This is a genomic window from Nitrobacter sp. CN101, from assembly GCF_055390255.1.
This window is the reverse complement of the sequence record NZ_AP038833.1, coordinates 107,620-128,367: the sequence shown is the minus strand read 5'-3', so window position 1 is coordinate 128,367 and position 20,748 is coordinate 107,620. Positions and strand designations below refer to the sequence as shown.

At 59.1% G+C, this 20,748-nt stretch carries 14 protein-coding genes and 1 pseudogene; 8 read left to right on the top strand and 7 right to left on the bottom strand.

Features of this window, described 5'->3' with window-relative positions:
* Positions 1 to 467: 467 nt before the first annotated feature.
* Both ACZ5IL_RS00565 and ACZ5IL_RS00560 read right to left on the bottom strand, forming a co-directional pair.
* A complete protein-coding gene (locus tag ACZ5IL_RS00565; protein WP_464594533.1) occupies positions 468 to 2,723 on the bottom strand; it encodes a ThiF family adenylyltransferase in 2,256 nt (751 codons plus the stop codon).
* Positions 2,724 to 2,725: 2 nt separating this feature from the next.
* The gene (locus ACZ5IL_RS00560; protein ID WP_464594532.1) at positions 2,726 to 3,862 is read right to left on the bottom strand and encodes a ComEC/Rec2 family competence protein; all 1,137 of its coding nucleotides are present in this window, start codon (positions 3,860 to 3,862) and stop codon (positions 2,726 to 2,728) included.
* Between the two features lie 174 nt (positions 3,863 to 4,036).
* Between ACZ5IL_RS00560 and ACZ5IL_RS00555 the strand changes: the two genes are divergently transcribed.
* The 3 genes from ACZ5IL_RS00555 (at position 4,037) to ACZ5IL_RS00545 (ending at position 5,764) form a co-directional block, all read left to right on the top strand.
* Positions 4,037 to 4,567: a hypothetical protein gene (locus ACZ5IL_RS00555; protein ID WP_464594530.1), complete on the top strand. Its 531-nt coding sequence runs from the start codon at positions 4,037 to 4,039 to the stop codon at positions 4,565 to 4,567.
* A complete protein-coding gene (locus tag ACZ5IL_RS00550) occupies positions 4,564 to 4,995 on the top strand; it encodes a hypothetical protein (RefSeq protein WP_464594529.1) in 432 nt (143 codons plus the stop codon). The genes ACZ5IL_RS00555 and ACZ5IL_RS00550 overlap by 4 nt, the downstream gene beginning before the upstream one ends.
* A 67-nt stretch (positions 4,996 to 5,062) precedes the next feature.
* The gene (locus ACZ5IL_RS00545) at positions 5,063 to 5,764 is read left to right on the top strand and encodes an ImmA/IrrE family metallo-endopeptidase (protein WP_464596966.1); all 702 of its coding nucleotides are present in this window, start codon (positions 5,063 to 5,065) and stop codon (positions 5,762 to 5,764) included.
* A gap of 381 nt (positions 5,765 to 6,145) precedes the next feature.
* On the opposite strand, the pseudogene ACZ5IL_RS00540 reads toward ACZ5IL_RS00545, so the two are convergent.
* Positions 6,146 to 6,283: pseudogene (locus ACZ5IL_RS00540) on the bottom strand (IS110 family RNA-guided transposase); the annotation flags it as partial.
* Positions 6,284 to 6,307: 24 nt separating this feature from the next.
* Here ACZ5IL_RS00540 and ACZ5IL_RS00535 point away from each other — a divergent pair.
* Positions 6,308 to 6,610, top strand: a complete 303-nt coding sequence (locus ACZ5IL_RS00535; protein ID WP_464594528.1) for a hypothetical protein — start codon at positions 6,308 to 6,310, stop codon at positions 6,608 to 6,610.
* Positions 6,549 to 6,869, top strand: a complete 321-nt coding sequence (locus ACZ5IL_RS00530; protein WP_464594527.1) for a hypothetical protein — start codon at positions 6,549 to 6,551, stop codon at positions 6,867 to 6,869. Before ACZ5IL_RS00535 ends, ACZ5IL_RS00530 begins: the two co-directional genes overlap by 62 nt.
* A 268-nt stretch (positions 6,870 to 7,137) precedes the next feature.
* Here the strand turns inward: ACZ5IL_RS00530 and ACZ5IL_RS00525 are convergent, their stop codons facing one another.
* The 3 genes from ACZ5IL_RS00525 to ACZ5IL_RS00515 form a co-directional block, all read right to left on the bottom strand.
* Positions 7,138 to 8,247, bottom strand: a complete 1,110-nt coding sequence (locus tag ACZ5IL_RS00525) for a T6SS phospholipase effector Tle1-like catalytic domain-containing protein (protein ID WP_464594526.1) — start codon at positions 8,245 to 8,247, stop codon at positions 7,138 to 7,140.
* 41 nt (positions 8,248 to 8,288) lie between these two features.
* Positions 8,289 to 9,599: an MBL fold metallo-hydrolase gene (locus ACZ5IL_RS00520; protein ID WP_464594525.1), complete on the bottom strand. Its 1,311-nt coding sequence runs from the start codon at positions 9,597 to 9,599 to the stop codon at positions 8,289 to 8,291.
* 148 nt (positions 9,600 to 9,747) lie between these two features.
* A complete protein-coding gene (locus ACZ5IL_RS00515) occupies positions 9,748 to 13,305 on the bottom strand; it encodes a S8 family serine peptidase (protein WP_464594524.1) in 3,558 nt (1,185 codons plus the stop codon).
* 292 nt (positions 13,306 to 13,597) lie between these two features.
* Between ACZ5IL_RS00515 and ACZ5IL_RS00510 the strand changes: the two genes are divergently transcribed.
* The 3 genes from ACZ5IL_RS00510 (at position 13,598) to ACZ5IL_RS00500 (ending at position 16,027) form a co-directional block, all read left to right on the top strand.
* Positions 13,598 to 13,729 (top strand): hypothetical protein, encoded by a 132-nt coding sequence (locus tag ACZ5IL_RS00510; RefSeq protein ID WP_464594523.1) that lies wholly within the window; start codon positions 13,598 to 13,600, stop codon positions 13,727 to 13,729.
* Positions 13,730 to 13,760: 31 nt separating this feature from the next.
* Complete coding sequence (locus ACZ5IL_RS00505; protein ID WP_464594522.1) at positions 13,761 to 15,680, top strand: hypothetical protein; 1,920 nt, start codon at positions 13,761 to 13,763, stop codon at positions 15,678 to 15,680.
* Positions 15,681 to 15,835: 155 nt separating this feature from the next.
* On the top strand, positions 15,836 to 16,027 hold the full coding sequence (locus ACZ5IL_RS00500) for a hypothetical protein (protein WP_464594521.1): 192 nt from the start codon (positions 15,836 to 15,838) through the stop codon (positions 16,025 to 16,027).
* Positions 16,028 to 16,077: 50 nt separating this feature from the next.
* Here the strand turns inward: ACZ5IL_RS00500 and ACZ5IL_RS00495 are convergent, their stop codons facing one another.
* Positions 16,078 to 20,748 carry a hypothetical protein gene (locus tag ACZ5IL_RS00495; RefSeq protein WP_464594520.1) on the bottom strand — a complete coding sequence of 1,557 codons (4,671 nt, stop codon included), beginning with the start codon at positions 20,746 to 20,748 and terminating at the stop codon, positions 16,078 to 16,080.

Below are 20,748 nucleotides of genomic sequence, written 5' to 3'. Positions count from 1 at the left end.
AGTTGGTCCTAGTCGATCAATTCTTGAAGCGAGCTCACGCAGCGTTAGGGAAAGCGGTCCCCATCAGGCCTCAACGCCAGACCTATTATGAGCGCATTTCGGTCAACGCTCAGGAGGCGGAAGCAGTTCGCATTCGCAAGCAGACGGAGATCGACAAGCTTTCGAGCGAACTTCGAGAAGCGCGGCAACAGATTGAAGAACTCCTTTCCCACGCCGGCATTCGTCTCGGTCGAACCTCCAAATCGCGCCGGCCGACCCGTTCCCCAAACATTGCCGGGACCCGGCGTGGTCCTATGAACCATGGCCGCAGTCTATAAAAATATCAGGATGTGCCGCCAAGCGCGATGAACTGTTGACCCCTGCGAGCCAGCCAGCGACGTTGCGCAGGCTGGCAGCACCGAGGTCGCGCGCCAGAGTGGGAAATCAGGAAATTGTGGATACCGCTTCGGCGGAGCAGGATGCGGACGTCATAGAGAATGCGCCCTGTGGGCTCGGCCTGGCGGACGCTGCGTCGGATCGAAGCTGATTATGGAGAAATCTCCATAGTGGGCGGCAATTGCCATCAGGCCGGGCAAGCCATCGGCTGCAAGCTCACCGCCCAGGTGTGCGAGCTGGGCAAGGTCAGTACCGCTCGGAAGGGCATTCGCGTAGCGCGGATGGGAATGCCATTCGCCAAGATAGCGGACCTGATGCATCGAACGCTGGGTCACGTCATCGATCGACTCAACCAAACCGACGACACCGCGCTCGAAGCGTGTCGGGCTGCTCCGGCTATCTTCTGGCTCGGGAAACGCATGTGCTAGATGAAGGGTGTTGCGGCTCGTGTCGGCAATCCCCACGATTGCACCGCCGGTCTCGTTGGGCAGACGTTGATCGCGCAACGTTGAAAGTTGGGCGAGAAAGCCCCGATCGTAACTTACTTGCCAATTGCCGATCGTAATACAGGTGGTGGGTTCGCCGGCGCGCCGTACGATCGCTACCGACCCATCGGCCTCCATGGTCCAGACCGTCACTTGGGCGTCATCACTCTGAAGTGCGTCGGCGATGCCGCGGGCTGCCAACGCGCTTAGAATAGCGGCACGCGTGGCTGGAATCTTGTTAGTCACGGAACGGCACGAGCCGCTGTAGCGCACTCCGTGCGACGCATTGAGATGCTTGGCCAGAGAAGGTTCGGTGAGGATGAGGCGGTGATACTGCGCTTCCAGGTCCCGCATAGTGATGTTGCGCTGTGCGTCTTCCGCAAGCAGCACGACCGACGTGCCTGAGGGATTGAAAAACGCGCAAACGCGACGCGCCGTACAGGGCAGATCGCTCAGATGGCGCGCGACTCCCACCGAAGCGGATGCATCAATGATAATAGAGGCGGCGCTAAAGGCTGCCTCAAGCTCCTTCTGCTGGTTGGCATCTGGCCTGAGCACGTCGGCAACGATTGCGGACTGTTTCTCGTTCAGAAGGAGCCCAATCTGGCGGGCCAGAGCGGTCGCTTTTGGGGAGCCGATCTCCGGGGCAAGGAGAGCGTGCCGCGCCAGATTGTGCGGAAGCAGCGCGTCGTTATCGACGACGGTCCACTCGTATGCCCCTTCTCGGGCGAGATACATGCCGAGCTGGGAGCCAAGTGAGCCGGCGCCAACCAGGACCGCTTTGCGTCGGTCCGCGACCTCCGTGCCGGCAATCGAGGCCGCAAGGTCGCGGTCGAAGGCGAGATGCACGTGCGCCGGCACGACCGGCAACGAGGCACCCGCAATGGGGTTTTCGATGACTGCGCGGACGTACCCCTTGCCGACGTTACTGTTGTTTTCATGCAGCACACCCAAAAGGATCCCGATTTCGCCTGCTGTATTGTCCGTGACGAAGGCACGGAAATCATTGGCCGTCCGGCCGCCGTCGGCGGCGACGGGGAGGCCGACGACTATCGCCAGACGTCCTGCCATCCGTCTTGCTCCTTCGCCCCCAATGCCTGTCCACGCTTTCAACCTGTCCTTGATCTCGTCGAGGAGTTGGAGGCCTGTAGGCGCAAGCTCCTCTCCCAAGCTTTCGAGGGTTTGGGGCAAATGCCTCATCAAGGTCATGGCTTGCGGTGGCAGCGCGAAAGCCATGACCGTCAAATGGATGCCGCCCTGCGTAGTGACCGGACGCGCGATGACCAAGCCTGGGTTTTCGCGATGCATAAAACCGGCGAACTCGGCCGCCGCGGCGCCAGCATCAAACACGCTACGCGGCAGCAGTAAGGACATTTCGGTGGCGTAGAAGAAGGGGTCGGGCGGTTGGGCGGGATCATGGAGCTCCCCGCGCGCCGCCTTAGCAAGCCAGAGCTGGATGAGACGCGAGAGCTCAGCCGGCGTGTAAGTCAGGCAGGCCTCGGACCAAGGACGGTCGTCCACGCAAAGCGAGAACGGCATGCCCGGCGGCACGCCGTTCTGATGCATCGTGTGAGGAAAGCCATCCCGCAAGGCGAGCACTGACGGGCGGATTTGCCGAGGAGCGAAGAGGATGCCGATGGGCTCCTGGGCGCGGATCGGGTAGGCAAGATCTTGGGGACGCTCCACATCGACTTCGACATGGAGGGCGACATACCCGGTTGGCTTGTCTTCCTTGATCTCGACGAGCGTAATCGCCGGCATGCCGGCGAGCACGTGCTCGGCGAACGAGCGAGCCCGACCTGCGGCCAAAGCGTCTATTGTCGTCGCTTGGCCGAAGGCGGTCCACCATCCATGGATCGACATACCTAGCCCGCGCGGACTGGGGTCGCCGCGACGCTGACGGCACCGGTGGTAACTGCGGAAACGATCAGCAATTGAGCCCCGCGAGCGGTGATCTCGATCGTGCTCGGCTTGGGCTTGCTCTTGGACGGCAGATCCATAGTGACCTTGAACTGTCCGTCCTTAAGCTCGGCGACGGTCTTGTAGTAGTTCGCAGCCTGACGATGCGGCGGCTGCGGATCCTCGTCCTCCGCGCTCCCCTTGGACGGGATCGACCAGCTCGTAGACATAATGATCGAGCGTTCGCGGCCTTGTGTCTCGCACAGCCACTTAACCTCATCGGTCGGCTTGGTGACATCATTGCCTTTCTCCGGTCCGATCGCTGTGTACGAGCAGTGGTGGGGCACCTTGAAGATGTCCCACAGCAACCGATCCTCATTACCGTGGCGTTTGGAAGTGGCCGCGATCTGGTTGATGGAATCGTAGTTGATATCCGACATGAAGAGCGCGTGGGTCTCACGGCCACCCTCGAGGAAGGTTGCTTGGAACACGACGCTGTCCTGGTTGCGGTCGAGGACTTCCGTTTCATTCTGCCGCCACCCGAACGGGCTATGAATGAAGAACTGGACGCTCTCGGCACCGAACATCGAGAAGCCGGGGACATACTGGCCGGCATTTGTGATCAGATGAGCGCGGGATTCCAGCGTTAGGCCTTGCTCCTCAAGCCATTTCTTGAGCTTGGTTGGGCGCGAGAAAACGCGGATACCCTTTCCCTCACGAAGGCGGTGCCGTGCCTCCTGACGGATGATGCGGGCGCTGTCCTCGCATCCGTCCTCCAGAATTGCCGCGGCTGGGACCCACATCTCCTTGATCTTAATCCGACCTTCGCCCTGATACTTGCGTGCATGTTCCAGCCAGAAGAAGTCGCCGGAGCCGCAGCAGTGGTCATCATCGAGATGGGTGAAGCAGACCACGTCGTAATCGGTGCGCTTGGCGGCACGCAGATCTGCCTTGAGCACTTCGGGAAGGTCGATGCGGGCATCCCACATGTCGTCGGGATTCCGCATATCGGCATAGTCGACTAGCATCTTGCGGCCGTCCGCCATGTCGATGCGGGTGCAATCGGCGTTGCCCAGCGGGTGAAAGGTCAGTTTTGCGGTCATTTAGGTCTCCTTTGCTCCGCTTACGGTGCGCGGCTCTACGAGGTTTTCGGCCCAAAGTTGGCCTCTAAACCCAAAAGCTCGCGACCCACGCAGAGTCGGAAGCAAAATTTCGAATAATCTTCGTTCCGACTCGGCGAGATTCGCGAGCTATGCTTTTCGGAAGGAGGCAAATTGGTGGATCAGTCTATCAAGTCGACTGCGTTGTTGATGCTGACCCCAGACCAGCGAAAGAAGCTGGCCGCGCTGGCGCGTGTGAAAGCGCGCGGTAGTTTGCTCGAGCCGGACGATCTTCTGCAGGAAGCGCGTAAGCGGTGGTTGAATTCCGACATGCCGGCCGAAGGCGCAGATGCGACCTTCGAATTCCTTATAGGCGCGATCAACAGTGTCGCATCTAACAATTGGCGCCGTCAGGCAACGGTTCGCCGAATGGAGGGGCAGCGGCTCGTGGCAGTGTCCGTCGACAGCCCAGATCCGGTCGAAGCTGCGGCGGATAGGGGAGCCTCCCCAGAGGATGCCTACCTCCGCGAACAGATTTATGCGCTCTGCGAGGACGATGAAGTGCAAGAGCTTCTGCTCCTTCAGGACGATAACGCGTCCCGCGCAGAAATCCTTTCTGAACTCGGATGGAACATTACCCGGTATGAAACCGTCAAGAAGAGGATGAAGAAGTGGGGCGCGCGCCTATTCAAGGAAGGGAAGATATGATGAAGACCGATCGGGAATCATCCCTCCGCGAAGAGCTCTTGGACGGGATAGTTGAGAATCTGCTTTTGCTTAATGGGTCAGAACTGGATGCGTATTTACTCGAACTGGGCCTAGATCCGGATGATTTGCTGGCGAGCTTCGATGCCGTCTTTCAGGATCCCGAGATAGCTGCAAAGCGCCGAATGTTTGAGGTCGCCAGAAGGCGCTCGCAGGCCGCGACCGACGCGCCGAACCCCTCGATACTTTCTTTCGACTCCGCGCGGAAGCGCGAAATCTTCGCTACGGTCAAGAAGCGCGCCGATGCGACCGGCGACATGACGATTGCCGCTCGAAATCGACGAATCGAGTCGGAGGATGACTTAGACAGCCTGCTTGAGGCTTGGCTCCGTCTCGGAGTCATCGACGAAAGCGGCAACCTGAAGGAATGACCTGTTGCGTCCCGCCGAACGATTGCTGCTTGAGCTTGGGATCTCCGAAGCTAAGGACATTGACTTGGTGGCGATCGCCCACTGTGTGGGAGCGGAAGTCCAATTCCGACGCCTAGTCGGATGCGAAGCCGAGATCATCGGTTTCAAGGACCGGGCCATCATATACGTGAGCGACGCGACGAAGCCTCAAAGGCGCCGGTTCAGCACCGGGCATGAGCTTGGCCACTGGCACCATCACCGTGGTCAATCGTTCGTCTGCCGTTCCGAAGACATCGGTCGTCCCACGGACGATCGATCGAAAAACGCCGAACGCGTCGCGGATGCCTATTCCGCTGACCTCATTCTTCCGCCGTTCATGATCGTGCCGCGGTTGCAGGGGATGGGTGAGGTGACGCTGGATGGAATCATCGGTCTCTCGCAGGAGTTCAAGACGAGCCTTACCGCGGCCGCGATCCGGGTGATGAGGATGACGCGCGAGCCCCTTATATTGGTCGCTCAAGATATGGCTGGAGAACGATGGCAATGGCCCAGCATAACCGTCGGAAGTCTGAGAGTGCGCGAAGACATCGATTTACGATCAAGCGTGTCCGTCGCGCTGGCAGGCGTAACTAAAATCGGCGCCTCGAAGAAGGAGCCAGCCAGCTATTGGTTCGATCGGAGGCACGTCGAGCAATTTGACGTCCGGGTGCAGAGCGTGCGCACGGCTGAGGGCGAAGCGCTCACGTTGCTACGTATTCTCGACGCAAAGATGATCAATATCTACGGGTAAAAGACCTGAGGGGTGGAGTGACGCCGAGGTTTAGGTCGGCGGCGAGATATTCCTGCGCCAGAATTCGCAGTCAAGATTCCCCCATCGGGGTGTCGGACGCGTCGACAAAGATACAGCAGTCAACAAACTCACGCAGAATCCTGTTATTCGGCCCTTTTATTGCGTGATGTTGTCAAGCTTCCTCGAGATGCCGGCACTGGGGTCATGGTCCTTTCCGAGGTCGCCAAGCGCCTCATGATGATGTCCGGGTCGGACGCCTCAACGTCTGCAGCGGGGTGCGGACGAGCCGCCACCAGCCGAATAAACGAGGTCGCCGCAACTGCCGTCCCAGCGGGGACATCGCCAGCCCAGCAAGCCGGGCCAGGAACTTGCCGGTAGAGATCAGGCGGCGCCGGCCTGTCCCCATTCAAAGGAAGTACCATCAACCCAGATGCAGTGCAGAATGACGGCGATCTTGCGGGCAACGGCAACCTTTGCCTTCTTCATGCCGACCCGCTTTGCGAGCTTCATCCCCCAAGCGAGGCCGGCCATATCCTCGTCAGCGTGCTGCACAACGGGCCGTCGAACACTCACGCAGTCATCGCGAACGGTCGTGAATCACGAGGCTTCGTCGCTTCGTTCAACGATAACGTCAATGCCGGTACGGCTGAAGACTGTCGTCGTCTGATACAAATAGGCATGGCTGGTCGCGCGGCGGAAGAGCTCGAATTTGGATCGGCCGGCAACGGTGCTGGAGGTGTGGCGGGATCAGACTTGGCAAATGCGACTCGTGTTGCCCGCCGCTATGATCGGCAGTTTTGGTCATGGCGGCCCCCATCCGCTGCTCTATCTCGCGGATTACCGTGAGACCACCGATATCATCGCCTATCATCACGTGCGGGCCGCCGTGCATCAGGAGCTGTCATCCGCCTTCGACGAAACGATGCGGATCCTTAAAAACCATAGGCCGGCGTTGAGGAATGTGGCCGAGCGCTTGATGAAGTACCGCCGCATCACCGGTGATGAGGTTTATCGAATCCTTGCCGCGACTGGCACAAGGCTGAATACGGCGCCGGCTTCAGAGGTAAGCGCAGATAATCAGTCTCGGAGCCATGCACGAGTATGAATTCGACGGTCATGCACAGCGAGTGCAGATGCTGGCGACCTTAGTTGCGGATACGGCTGTCCGAAATTCGCATGTGCGGCGTCCATACTTGAACAGCGAGGATGGCTGCCCGGGCCGACGTTTAGACGACAAGATGCGCGCTGTGGACGTGACGCAGGATGACAGGGCAAGAGACATATTCGCTACGGTCTCTTCAGCCGCATGGAGCCGCGGCTGAAGACTTAGCCGGCGTCTTCGCGCTTCCCGGTGTGGAGTTAAACGCCGACACCTAAACGATCTTTATACCGTCCTTCGGGAGTTTCGATGTGTACGCATCGCTGCGCTGATAGGCAGAAGAGTGAATCAGCGAGCGCGGCGGAATGGTCCGGGGCCGTCCGAGGTTCATCTGTCGGCCGATCTTTCCTGTAGCTTGGTCGTAGTGCTTCTTCCAGATAAACTCTGCAGGCCACCATCCGGCATCGAGCGAGACGTGAATATCTGCCTTAGGATTTGGCTGTACATAAGGGGCGCCGCGGTTGCCTAGGATCTTCTCGCGCCGCTCGTTGTCGAATAAAAGACCAGCCGTTTCCGCCTCTTCGATCATCCACTTGAGAGCGATTTTGGATAGGCCGCTTTCCGCCTCCGGATATCCACCGCCCACGTCGGCGTGCACTCCGGGAAACCAGACTTGCTTGAGGTCTTTCGGCCCCGATACACCGGAGGTGGAAGGACGCCACAGGTTCGTCCGGAAAAAAGCTCTGCGCTCGTCGATAGCGATCGCATGGCGTCCGATCGCAATGTCGGAATTGCTGGCCGTATAGGGAAGATGGAGCGCGTTCTCGATCCATCCCACCGAACTCACCGTGTCCCAAACTCCCACGAAATGCGGTCTGCAGGATCCAGCCGCGTCGAAGGCCTCTTTGAATTGGCCGGCTAGGGAAAAGTAACGGTTATTGTCTGCATTTTCCGACCGATCGAGAGCCGTAAGCATGCGGATCGCATAGGGGACGAATGGATCGTTATCAGGTGGCAAAAGACCAAACATCTTGAGCAGCGACGCCACGGATCGGACCGTATAGGCACCTCGGCTGAACCCGAAAAGAAATACACGATCGCCTGGCTGAAAATTGTTCATCAGGAAGACGTATGCGTCACGGATATCCGCTTCCAGCCCGTAACCGACAGCCTTTCCAAGGAGCCGCGTCGTCCTTCTCGCCACTGCCGTAAGAGCGCCGGGGGGTTCCATGGTGCCAAGACCCGGATGATAATATGTGAGCTGTTGGCTCTGGCCCTGCACCAGCGAATAATACAATTTTACGACGTTCGTGCGGTCGGCCGCGAACTCGTTGGCGGTACCGTCGCAACAAAGAACGATGTTTCTGGGACCTTTATCGGTCATCTTGCGTCCTAATCCGCTGCTGTGTTCAAATGGAACGACTCCTAGATTTGGAACTCGAAGAAAAGCGGGTCCGCCGTCAGTTGAGGAGTGCCATCCGCAGCGTCAATGTCGGTTCTGAAAGTGCGGCCTCCCGTCTTATCATCGAGTACCGCGATGAGCCCTTTCAACGGCATGGCGCCCCATCTCATTTTCTTGGCAACTACCTCGTCTACAGGAATGACAGCGGTCTTCAGGCGCTTCATCTGTTCTAATCCCTGCTGGCGCAGTGTGGCGTTGTGACTTCCGTGGTGTCCCACTTTGTAAAACACCGTTCTAGCCAGCAGGTCCGGTCCAGTCACAACGCGTCCGTCCGGTAAAGTCCATGTGAGATCCTGCCAAGACAACCAGTTTCCAACCTGCGCGTCGCCCGCGAATAGCAGCACGTCTCCGTCCTCCAGCTCGATGGCGAGGACGAGGCTCGTGTTGTTTGTCGCGGCCTGCAGCATCAGTGCCAGCTCGTCGGTACCGCCCAACCAGTCGCCTTCGATCCGCCGCCATCCCGATGCGTCGCCGGGCGTGCCCCAGTAACTTTGCTGGAAGAACGGTATCGCCTGCGCTGATTCTACAGAAATGCTATACGAGTCTGCGAAAGGTCGAACATCTTCACCCACTGCCAGCGCTGTAAACACGCCGGCACCCAGGATGCCGGAGCCGTCAAGCGCGAGCTCATACACCTCAGGGTTCCGTTTGGAAGGCTTGAAGTTCTTTATCGCCTTTTCATCGTGCGGCGGACCAAGGACGTAGATGAGCGCACCCGTACCGGGGACCGGAATAGGCATATCTGTGGGTTTGAGATAACGCGGATCCGCCTTCGCCTTCGCGATGTCGAGTGCCGCCTTCGTCTTCTCGCCAGCTGCGCCGAGCATCCCCGCCATCTGAAGAAGATCCGCGCCGCCAGCGGGATCTCCCGACATCGCGCGCACGGCTGCGCTTCGCGAGAGTGCTGCAAATGCCTGTGCGTGATCCTTCTTGAGCTTTTTCGCCAGTTGATCCTTCGAGTCCTCGGTCCATGCAAGCCAGACTTCGTCGGCACCGAGTCTTCCAAATGCGTCGGCAGCCTGCTGAAAGCCGGAAACATGGTCCCAATGCTCATGCGTCACAGCCAGCACGTCGACTTTCGCCGGCGTGCCAACGGTGTCTAGGATGTTTTTGACGACATTCGTCATCATCTCGGACGCATTCCGCGTGGCTACCGCGACGCCGCAATCGATCATCAGCGTGAAATCCGGTTCGTCCTTTCTGGGGAGCCGGACTAGAATGCAGTCGCCCAATCCTTGGCGGTAGATGCGGACTGTTGGCCGAAGGGCACCCATTTCCGGGTCGCGCTTCGTTGCGCGACCGGATCGAACGGGGGAGGCACCTGTTTTCGATGCGGGTTTGGACTTCCTCGAGCTCTCGGACTGTTTCCTATTCTTAGCTTTGCTTTTTGCTTTCTTTGCTTTCTTCGCCATCGATTTTTCCTCAAGCGCGGTGAAGAAGCGCGAAGGCTTCACGATTTGCGGCGGCATCGCCTGGCGAAACGTAGCCCACGCCTCGTTCAGCCGCACGCGCCGCAGCGACTTCTCTTGCCGCACGCTGGACCTCAGCGCCGGCGGATCCGCGCAGTCGTTTGCGGATAAAATATTTCGGCTCGTTGGTGTTCAAGTCAACAATGAGCGTGCAGCCTCCGCGATATCTTTCGCCTTCGGGCTCCGTCCTGAATGTTTGCGTGATCTCGACTATGAGCCACGCGTGACTGGACCCATCCGGGGCTGTTCGTCGGGTCGGCCTGACCGAATGGACTTCGATCGGCCTCATTTCGCCGTTCATGGTCCCGAGCCTCGTGTTCTTAGCTGCCGGCTCGAATCCCATGGCGTCTAAGAAAGGCTTTCTGGCCTCCTGAACAATCCATCTGTAGACCTCCTTCTGATTTTCCTGCGAGGTCAGGTACGCTGTTCGCCGATCGGAATTGAGATTCCAGTCAAGCTTCAGCTTCGCCACCAACGAGGCGAATTCACTGGCCCAGCCGGCATTGATCGGAGGCTGTAGCCAGACGAGACTGTCTTCCGCAAGATGCCGGACGTCGGTGGGGAAAATTCCTCGATCGCGGAATGCGGCGATGAACGCCACTCGGTAGCCCCTTTCGTCGTTAGGAACGAGATCGCGGTCAGCTGTGACGAGCGCCCTTAAGTATTCTCCGAAGGTGATATCCGTCGGAGGGACGTAGTCGAGGGCACGAATGCAAATATTGAGTACCTGGTCGGCCACGGATGAGGCCTCACGTGCCAATCGCGTCGCAAGGTCTTGCGAGATCTCGCCGGCCGGCAGGATGCCGGTGCCGTTTGTTGCAAGTCTCATGAGATCAGCGCTTCTCGCCTGGTAGATCGTGACGAAAGCGGCGAACACGGCCGAGACGAGAATGGATCCGAGCGAGTGTGGTTCGCCTTCCGTCCTTGCGTCATCGTAATCGGACCGGCTCGCCTTGGCTTGTTGCCATTGGTGGTTATCGTCTTCGCTTCCTATGGCGCTTCGCAACGCACCGTGCATTCCGCTGGATTCGCCGAACTGGACGGCGAGCTGCCCCAGCAAACTTTCTTGGAAAAGGTCGCCCCGAGTCCGCTTTATCTGCTGCAGTAGCGACTCCGGCATGGTGAAGTGCAGGAACAGCGCCACGATGTCTGCAAAAGCCTCATGAAAGGCGAGTACGTCTGGATTCGTGCCCTCCTGGAATCTCGGGTGCAGTCCGTCTAGCAACGCATGCGTCGTCTCATGGGCGATGATGTCGTGCGATACCGCGGTGAAAATTTGCGATCCTGGCAGCGCGTTGCCTGCATAGTTTGTGTCGGCCACGAAGTAACCGAACAGAAGCGCCATGCGTTGACTGCTATAATACGCGTTCCGTTCGCGCATCGCGTGCGGGTAGATGCGCAGGCGCTGAACGTAAGTGCTGTTCACGAAGTTTCCATTTGCATCGCGGAAGTACTTTGGCGCCCAAAGCGCCCTGCGGCCCAGTGCGCGCTCGAACCGGGATATAGTCCTCATGGCTACCGCATAGACCATTTGCTGGTGGAATTGCGGGTTGGCCTCTGACGGCGCGTGGCCGTCGTTCGCCAGCAGATGTGGATGGTTGAGGTCAACCGGCGCGTAGCAGCAGCGGCTGGCGGGATCCACGTCTACGACCTCGATGTATTCGCCGATCGGGCCGGGCTTAAGATCCTTTTCCCAAGGTACTGAAACCACCGCCTCGTTGATTCCAAATAACTGAGGATCGGTCTGCGGCGAGGGGTCGTACGCGAACACCCGAAGCTTCCTCGAGTGCGGTGCCGGGATCTCAGGCGCCATGGCAAGTTCGGCGTTGAGGCGCTCGGAAGGTCTCGCGTTCGGTGGTAGAGCGTCAGGAACCGCCGGCCTTGATTGCACAGTCACGTCCGCATGTGACAGCACCGATCGAAGTTGCGAGGAAATCGTTGGAATGGAAAGGACCTGTGCAAGCACCGCCGCACGGTCTGCTGGCGTGGCACCGGCTTTTTCAAGCTTGGCTTCGAGTCCCGTCGCCTGCAGCACCTGCGCAAGTTCGAGCGCGATCATAGGATTAGGACTCGTAACCCCCGTACCTAGCAGAACGTCCAGGAAGCCTCCGCCCGCGTCGTCGGGTGGTTGCATCTCCCGCGGCTCGACCGGTACGTGACCAGCAGCATCGTTTACCTTGAGCCGGCCCGCTCCGAAATGATCTTTGCCGGCGTGCTTCATGTCCGCGGTCGCGAACAATGCGGCGCGCACCGCTTCAACCCTCTTCCAGGGTTTATCGTACGCTTCGTATTTCGTGCGATTCTTTTGGATCCACACGGCGGCGGCCGCCGCGATCTGCGGCGTCGCGGCGGAAGTGCCGGCGCCGTCAAAATCGATCACTTTGGCTTCGCCAAACCTCGCCCAAGGGGTGTTAGGAGTATAGGCCGAGATGGCGGTTTCCATCTTTCGGTCCGGACCGTAATCACCAGCCATCTGGGTGAGAGGAAGGTCCGCATATGCATTTCCGTCAGCCATCGTACCGCAGGCGGCGACGACCCGGTTGAAGCGCGCGGGATAAACGATGAAGTGGGACGGTAGATTGCCATAGTTGTTGCCGGCGGCGGTCACAACGAAGACGCCGGCGTCGTAAAGCGCGTTGACTGCGTCGGCCCAGGCTTGGGACGGAAGTCCGCCCATGCTCATGGTCACGACGTGTACAAACGTTTCTTTCTTGCGGCACAGGCTATGAACGTAGTCCAATGCCTTTGCCACGGCGCTGTTTCTGAACAGTACGACCCGGTTGGCGACGCGAATTGGGATGATTTCGGCTGTTGGCGCGCAGCCGAACTTCTTCTCCCCCGTCGCTGCCGAGCCTGCCAAAATGCTCAGCGTCCCAGTGCCATGGCTGAAGTTGTTGAATATGCCGCTTGAACGGTCCGTGGCGTCGTTCGGATAATCCTCGTCGACGAAATTCCGTTGCTCGCGAACGCTTACGAATTGTGGCACCGTCGAATGCGTTGGATCGAACCCCGTATCCAGATGCGCAATGCGGATCCGGTTGCCCGGGCCGGGATCTGTAAGCTGTCCCAAATCATCGAACTGACCGTGCGTCTTATCCCTGAACCAATAGTCGTTTCGCTCATGCGGAAAACTTGGATCTTGCGGGTGCGGATCTCCGTCCCTTACGGCGAAGTTCGCTTCGAGGCGAGCGGTGGGGCCGATCGGCCAACGCTGTTCCAGATCAGGCTCGACGATCTCGATCCCTCCGGGTGCTAGGGACTGGCCATGCCGCATCATGGCGTGACAAAGCTCCCATTGGCTCATACCAGATGCAGGCAGCTCCGTTTCCACAATGTGCCATTCGGATGCCGGTGCAGCCCCCTTCGCATCGGTCGTGCCGATGCTCTCGAAAAGAGGCTTGACCTTGAATCTGACCGGCGGGCCATTTAGGCCGAGTGCCATAGGCATTTCGGATACAGGCCCCTTGGCCTTGACCAGAAGCTGAACCTTCCCCTCGGCTAAACTCCCCATCTACGACTCCATTTTGCGTTCAGGCCAGCGTATTACACGGCAAGCGACATCGTGATGATAATTGCATCTTGAACGCGCTCCGGACACGTCCCTAGAATAAGTCTCGCTACACTAAACCTGCATGCAATATTCCATCGCTACAACGCGGGCACCATCCCCTATCTCACTTACGGCGTCGAGAAAGGGGTCCCAGTCACTGCGTGAAAGCTCGCCAATCTTTCCCGCTCGCCCCACGGCTTCGGCGACGAGATCACTTTGGGGGGCGCATCTGCTCAAGGAAATGCAGGCCGAGATGCGTTCATCGGGTCGCATATTGCATAAGGAATTGGTACGAAAGAAACTCGCGGCCGTAGCAGGAGACACCGTCGGCAACATCGCCGTCGATACCGCAGTTGCGAGTATCCGCAGCATCTTCGGTATCTAATGGTGCCTGGTACGATGGGGGAAATATCACGATGGAAAAATTGAGCGAGTGCGTACGGCGCATCTTCCCGACGCATTCTGAAATCCCCGAGGCCACTCAGTTACCGTATATCGCGTTTCCCGACAGAAGCGGCATGCCGCCCAAGTCCTATTCGACGCCTCCCATAATGCCGGCGGACGTATTTGCCGCAGCCGGATACGTGCTGCAGTTCAGCGGCGCCTATCATCACGTGATCGCTCACGTTAGCGGCCGGAGGTCAAGGGCCCAGCGTCAGATCGAGGTCAACCCTGACTTCATCGCGGACGCGCGTCAAACTGCGTCGGCTTGGCGGGCTTTCAGCCCCTCGATGCATTACGGTGAGGGCGATCCGTCGAAATTCGCGGATTGGATATCCGGCAGCGGAGCGGCCCTTGCGCGCCTGCACGACGAATGGACCGCTCTCTGGGAGACCTCTGCCGAAGCTCCGGTCTTTCAACACGTATCCGCGGCCAATGATCCGCCAGGATGGTGGTGGCATGCGCTCTTCCTGCTCGTGGCCGCCGACGAGGCCGCTCGGGACATGGGTTTCGTCGGATATTCGAGCCAACAGCCTTGGTTCTTCGCGCCGGTCGATGAGACCTTGCTTGCGGCCGCCGGGCGTACAGTGGGTAAATCGCAGGGCGACCGGCAAGGGGGATCGGCCCTTCCGTTGAGATCTGTGAGCACGATCTCGGGAGCTTCGCCCGACGTGGTCTGCGTCCTGCCCAAGGCGCGAACGACAGCTGTCGGCTGCACCTTGCGATCGCTATCGCATCACTTGGCGCTTCTTCCTCCACGCGGGATAGCGCGTGCGGGCTGGACGCCGTACCTTTTCGCTGAGGCGCCGCCGGACGAACGGCACATGAACCTATTGCTCGTGCCTTTCCCATTCACAATTCCCGCCGCCGCCTTTGAACCTCAGGATGGCTATGCCGGCGAGGGTGCAAAACGATGGGGATTTTTCGGGGTCAATCAAACTTGGTTGTCGTCGGTCGACAAGGACAACTTGCTGGAATTCGTGAAGGCGCTTGCGACCGCCGCGAAATCGGAAGCGGACGCCATACATGGCATCATCTTTCCGGAGCTCGCCCTCAACGAGCCGATGTGGGAACACTTGCGCAGCGAGCTGTCGGCGGCGCTTCCGGAGCTCGAGCTTTTCGTTGCTGGCGTTTCCGCCGATGCTGGCAGATCCGGCAACTTCGTGCGCGTCGCCGTCTTCCAGCGATCCAACGGCGGCGGCGAGAACCGGGTTGAAACTGTTGATTTCTCATCCACGCGTGAGAAGCATCATCGATGGACGCTGGACCGCGACGAAGTCTTGGCCTACGGCCTCGAAGGCCGTTTGAGCCCGTCGATCTCTTGGGCCGAGGACATCGACCTGCTCAGCCGGCGGGTCGACTTCGCCGTCGTCAGGCAATCATCAGTCATTTCGGCGATGATCTGCGAGGATCTAGCGCGGGTTGATCCCTGCCAAGAATTGCTTCGTGCCATCGGGCCAAGCATTGTCTTCGCGCTGCTCATGGATGCTCCCCAACTAAAGGCGAGATGGCCGGCAAGGTACGCCACGATTCTTGCCGAAGACCCCGGGTCGGCGGTGCTTACACTGACCTCGCGGGGGCTAATGACAAGGCAGCACCGCATCGGAAAATACCTCTCCAAGGGCGGAGAAGACCGGATCGTGGCCTTATGGCGGGACGACGACCGTACTGACCCTATCGAGATAGCCTGTCCCATGGAGTTTCATGCAGTTCGCTTGACCCTTTCCGGTGTTCCAGTCGTAGACAGGACCTTGGACGGTCGGGAGGACCACAGTGCCGTCGCATGGAGGTATGCCAATCATGCTCCGGTGTTGCTCGAAAACGCCAACTCACAATTCCCCAATATTCTGGGTGACGACGAACTTGCGCTGCAGGCCGCAAATCGGTCACGGTAGGCAGGAACCAAGGGTCATTGCGGCGTTGTAATGGGATGATACGATATTTTCGCCGCGATCGAACGTTAAACACCGGCTCGACCACTAAACCGGACCTTAAGCCTTGCGAAATAAGGTAGAAGTAACAATATCTTACGTTAACGAAGGTTAATACTATGATTTTGGTTGCACGCAGGGCCGTCGAACAGCTTGCCGAGCGCGGCAGGAAAGTGACTGCTTCCCCCGAGGTAGCGGCAGGCAAGACGTTGCCTGGTTATCATAGTTTCGAGGCCGCCATCCGAGCCCAAGTAGATCTGGCAGACTTCGACGAGACCGCCAACCAGCCCGCGGTTGCCGCCGAACGTTGACCGCAGCCTTGTTCAGGCCGCGATAAGTTGCGGCTCGTGGACCTGCCAGATTATATATTAAGCGCCTTCCGCCTTGCCCACGGACCGACGCCCTCGACGATGTTTTGGCGGAGAAACTTTGATTCGAGTTTTTTAGACCTGTCCTTCATCGCCTTTGTCAGATCCGATCGATTTAATTGGCTGTGCGCGAGCTTACGTTCGAAAAACGCATCTCTGTTGTTCTGCTGTTCGACATCATTACGGATCCAGATCCAAGCCCGTCGGTCGGCTGCATTCAGGAACAGCTTCCAAGCCGCGAAAGCCGCGACCGGGTCGAGTGCAGTAAGATAAGTCTGCCACCAGTGCCGGGCGCATGCTTCTAACCAGCGGCGTTGGGCGGCGCCGCGTCTCAAGTCCGCATGATCGGTCGTCATCTGGCCGTCCGGCCAAGCCCCGTCAATCGGCAGCGTATTTCCGACGACGAATCCACCCATAAGCAGGCCACGTTTGCGACGCCACGCGAAGGGCGACGCTTGATCAGAGACAATGATGGAAGATAGCCAGCCAGCTTTGCCGTTGAAGGAGGCCGCGATGGCGATATCGAATAGCGCAGCATCCGTTTGCGAAACCCTTGGATCCAGCAGCTCCTCTCGCAGGGCAGTGACCTCCCGGCTGTCCTTTACACGAAATACGATGTGAAGCATTTCGTCGACGCCTGCGCTTCCCACATACCGGGTTGCAATGACGGCGCGAAGAGCACGCCAGAGGCGGGCACCTTGCTTGGAATCGTGTTCAAAGAGCGCTTCGCAGAGTGACATAAAACTCGCTTCGGCCAAGCGGACGCGGCGACGAAAATCGGTCGAGCGTTCTTCGCTTCCTTCCAGCCAGCGGTCCACGACTTCCGGCGCGAGGCGAAGCACCGGCTCAAAATCTTCCGGCTGCATGTCCGTGAGATAGAGACTTGCTCCCGCTGCCCGTGCTTCGTCGATGCGCGCCGCGGCGATGTCGGCGGCTCGCCGATGTTCCTCCAGCAGTGCATCGCCGTCCATGGCACGCTTCAAACGCGATATCGGATCATCGCGACCTTGAGGGTCCTGCCGGGGTTCCGTTGAATAATAGAGCGGGGACGATCGGTCAGTCGGCCGCTGCACTGAAAGTTCGCAACCGGGATCCGGTTCCGGCAGCTTCGTCGCGGCGATCACGTGACCGAAAATCTCGGCAGCCAGACGGATATCAGCGGCGTCGGCACCGCGTTTTCTCGCGGCCTCCAAAACACGCCATGGCGCTAACCGCGGCGCCAACCGTTCGAATGGCACTGCTGATGTTGCCTCGATTAAGGAGCCGCTGCCGTAATGATTTACCCAAAGATCGGCCTTGGCCTCCCAGGTCCACTCGATGCGCGACAGTTCGCGCCCAAATTGGGCAGCGTCGCACCGAGCCAGCATACGAAAAAGGACACCCCTCTCTTGATGATGGACGTCGCTCGCCTGTGCTAGAAGCCATGTCCACGCATTGTCGCTGAACGCGCAGTGATGCACGGAAAGCAATACAAGGAGGTCGTGTTTTACTTTCCCTGTACTGCTGCCATGTCGAGCGATCAAGGTATCCGCTTCTTCGGAAGTCAGCGATTTCAGTACTTCCCTAAAATCCGTCGAGATGAATTTCAGCCCTGCCGCGATCATCGCCTCGTACTGTTCCAGAGGAGGCAAATCTTTTAACTCAGTCATGAGCAGATAGCTGGCAGCGAGGGCTTCGTTGGACGCGTCCGATTCCGCTCCGCTGGTCCTTAGCGAGCGTACCGCCTCCGCTTCGGCAGCTTCCACCAGCAACCAATTCTCGTTTGCACAAAGTGCGCTCCAATAGCGCGCATCAACTGGCCTCTTCGAGTATCCGACCGTCTTGCGGCGCATTAGGTCGACAAGCATGTCGGGTGCACATCGAGCGAGAGCTGGCTCGAGGCTTTCAAACACGATGCCATCCCGAGTATGCCCGTTCTGTGCATTAAGTGCGCTGAGGTCAAAGGAAGCTACGAACGTCCGCAACTCTTCGGCAAATCCATCGGGAGGTTGAAAGTCAGGATCAAGCCAGAACTCGCGCGTGCGCTGAACGCGTGCAGCCAGGGCGACATCTTTGTCGGCCAATGCAGCGGCCGCGTGACGCCGCTCAAGCGCGAAGATGCTCCGGCTAGGATTCTGGAGATAGTCGGTCTCATATGTTAGCCATCGATCTATCCCCGGATCGGTAGACGACGCCGATTGTTCATCCTCTTCGATTCCGCTCAACCAAAGTAGCAGTGCTCCCGCTCGTGCGGCGAGGTCGGGATGTATTCCAGGTTCGGGTTTTCGTGCTGCGAGATCAGCGGATAGCAACCGCAACGCCTCCGCCGTTTCAAGCGGATCCACTTCGTTCAGATGACAGAGCCATTTCAGGCCTTTCCAGGCAGCCGACATGCCGCAGGCCGCGGAAGCCACGGCCGCCGCTTCGAAACAGGGCATCGTGCCGGCCAAGGGAAACCCGTCCAGGATTGAGGGTACCGCCGACTGCAATTCGCCGCGGTCATTATCCTGCACGAGCAATCGCGCGCGTAATACGACTATCGGTCCAGACTCGTCCCTTCCCAGCTTTTTCATGACCCGCTCAACCCTGTGCTTCTCATGGGCGGGATCCGCGTCATGCCGCGTGTCAACGTCGCGTGAGACCATCGCGAGCCAGGACGCGGTTCGCCGGACGATTGCATCAAGCGGTGCACCGGGCCTGCGCTCGATCGCGCGCAACGCGTTCACTGCCCATAGTCGCGCCGACCCGTAGGTATTGGTGTTCGAGCGTTCCACGGCGGACAACAATGCGTCCGGAATCTCGGGAGCAAGAAGGGCGAGCTCGCGACGGTGGCTGTCGGGCACATTCTGAGTCTGTAACCATGCCGTTACGAGGGCAGCGCCGACCTCGCCTTGCGCTCCCCCGCGCTCGATCAGAATGGATACTGCCGCCCGAAGGATCTCTGCTCGCTGATCGAGGCCTGTGATCGGATCGAGCCAGCGGGACATTTCCTGTTCGATTACCGCCGCGTCGGGTGGATCAATCCCGTCGAGTTGAGAAAGCAATGCGGCGCCGAGCGCGTGGATAACGACAGCCGGAACGAGCTGCATTGCGCCACCCGGTGCTGGTTTCACGAATTGTCCGTCGATGATATCGCTAAGACGCGCATAGACCTCGCGTTCTGAGAGATCCGCTCGTTGCGCCGTTTCAGCAAGTGTCCTGAGTGAGTAGTTCTTAATTCCCGCCAGATGCCGCTCGGCGATGGTCTTAAGCCACTCCCGCCATTCTTGCTCGCTGAACGATGTGCCGGCCCGGATTCCCAACGCGTCACGTCCATACTCCCACAGCAGTCGGTGCAGCGTGACGCTTCCGGCGTCGCTCAGCCGATCGCGGAGCCGGATAACAAGCGCGAACAGACGGGGAGTGCGTGCTAATTCAACGAGGTCGGGATGCAGGTTACTGCGGTTAAGACCCTCGAACTCGAGCATGCTGTCCAGTTCGGCGTCGTCATAGGTCTCCACGGCGACCGGCACGGCGCTTACAGCCAGCCCCCGGAGTGAAGCAAGCCTTTCCTCGAAATGATGCCGCCGTGTGATCACCATAATCTTGACGCGTCCTGCGAAGGTGTCGCCCTGCAACACCTGCATGATCCGGGGCCAAGGAAGCGACGGCTCCTGATTCAACCCGTCGAAGACGACGGTCATCACCGGGCCTTCCGAGGGTGGACGTCTGAGCAGAAAATCCAATCGGCGTGCAAAGTGTTCAGCATCGCGCACGCCTGTGAGTTCGTGAAGCCGAGTTGCCAAAAAGTGCCGCAACGTGGTCTCCGAAGCGTCCGTAATGCTCGCAGCAGCTTGGGAAGAAACGAACAGGACGATTGGTTGATCCGACCGGTTTTCCGTGAGCCAATCGAGCACGGCCCATGTCTTGCCAACCCCTTCGAAACCTAGGATTGCCGCGGGCGGATCGTTGCGTCCGGGTCCAGTCCACCATGCATCCAGCGAAGCAAAGACGGACGACCTCCGGACCTTCTTCGACTGAGCTCCACCGGCGGCATCCTGACCGAGTGCGGCTATCGACGTGCGAGATGAATTCCATATCTGTTCGAGTTTGATGTGCGAAAGTCGGCGCAGACTCTCGTACCCCGGGCTCCATGACGAAAGATTGCGGCGCAGAGATTCGATCGCACCGGCGGCCGCCGGATTCAGCGATCGCGAGAGCTCTCCCGCAGCGCCGGAGATCTCTGCTTCAACGAGATCGGGAGCATACGCGCAGAGCGCCGCAAGCGGCGCGATCTCGTTCTTACGCCAGTCGACCGTGAGAATCGGAACGCCAATACTTTCGCCCTTACGGTTTAGATCCTGTGCAAGCTGTTCGGGGACGAGTTTTGTCGCGACGAGGATCCAGGCTTCCAATGCCTCATCGTTGGCCAAGGCATGATCGATCTCGCCAAGCAGCTCGCGGTCGCTAAGAGTTGTGTCGTCCGAGTATTTCTTGCATTCAATCCGAAAGTGGCGGCCCTGCCGACCCGCAGGGCCGGCGTCGCCGCCGCGCTGGAAACCTGACCGAGCGACGGCGATCGGCACGTCCATCAAGCGACCGAGTGCGGCAGCAGCGAACCGCTCGAGCGCGGATGCACGGTCTTTGGCTTGTAGTTCGTCCTTCAGTTTTTCCTGTGTAGCGGCGTCCGTGCCCGTGAATGTCAT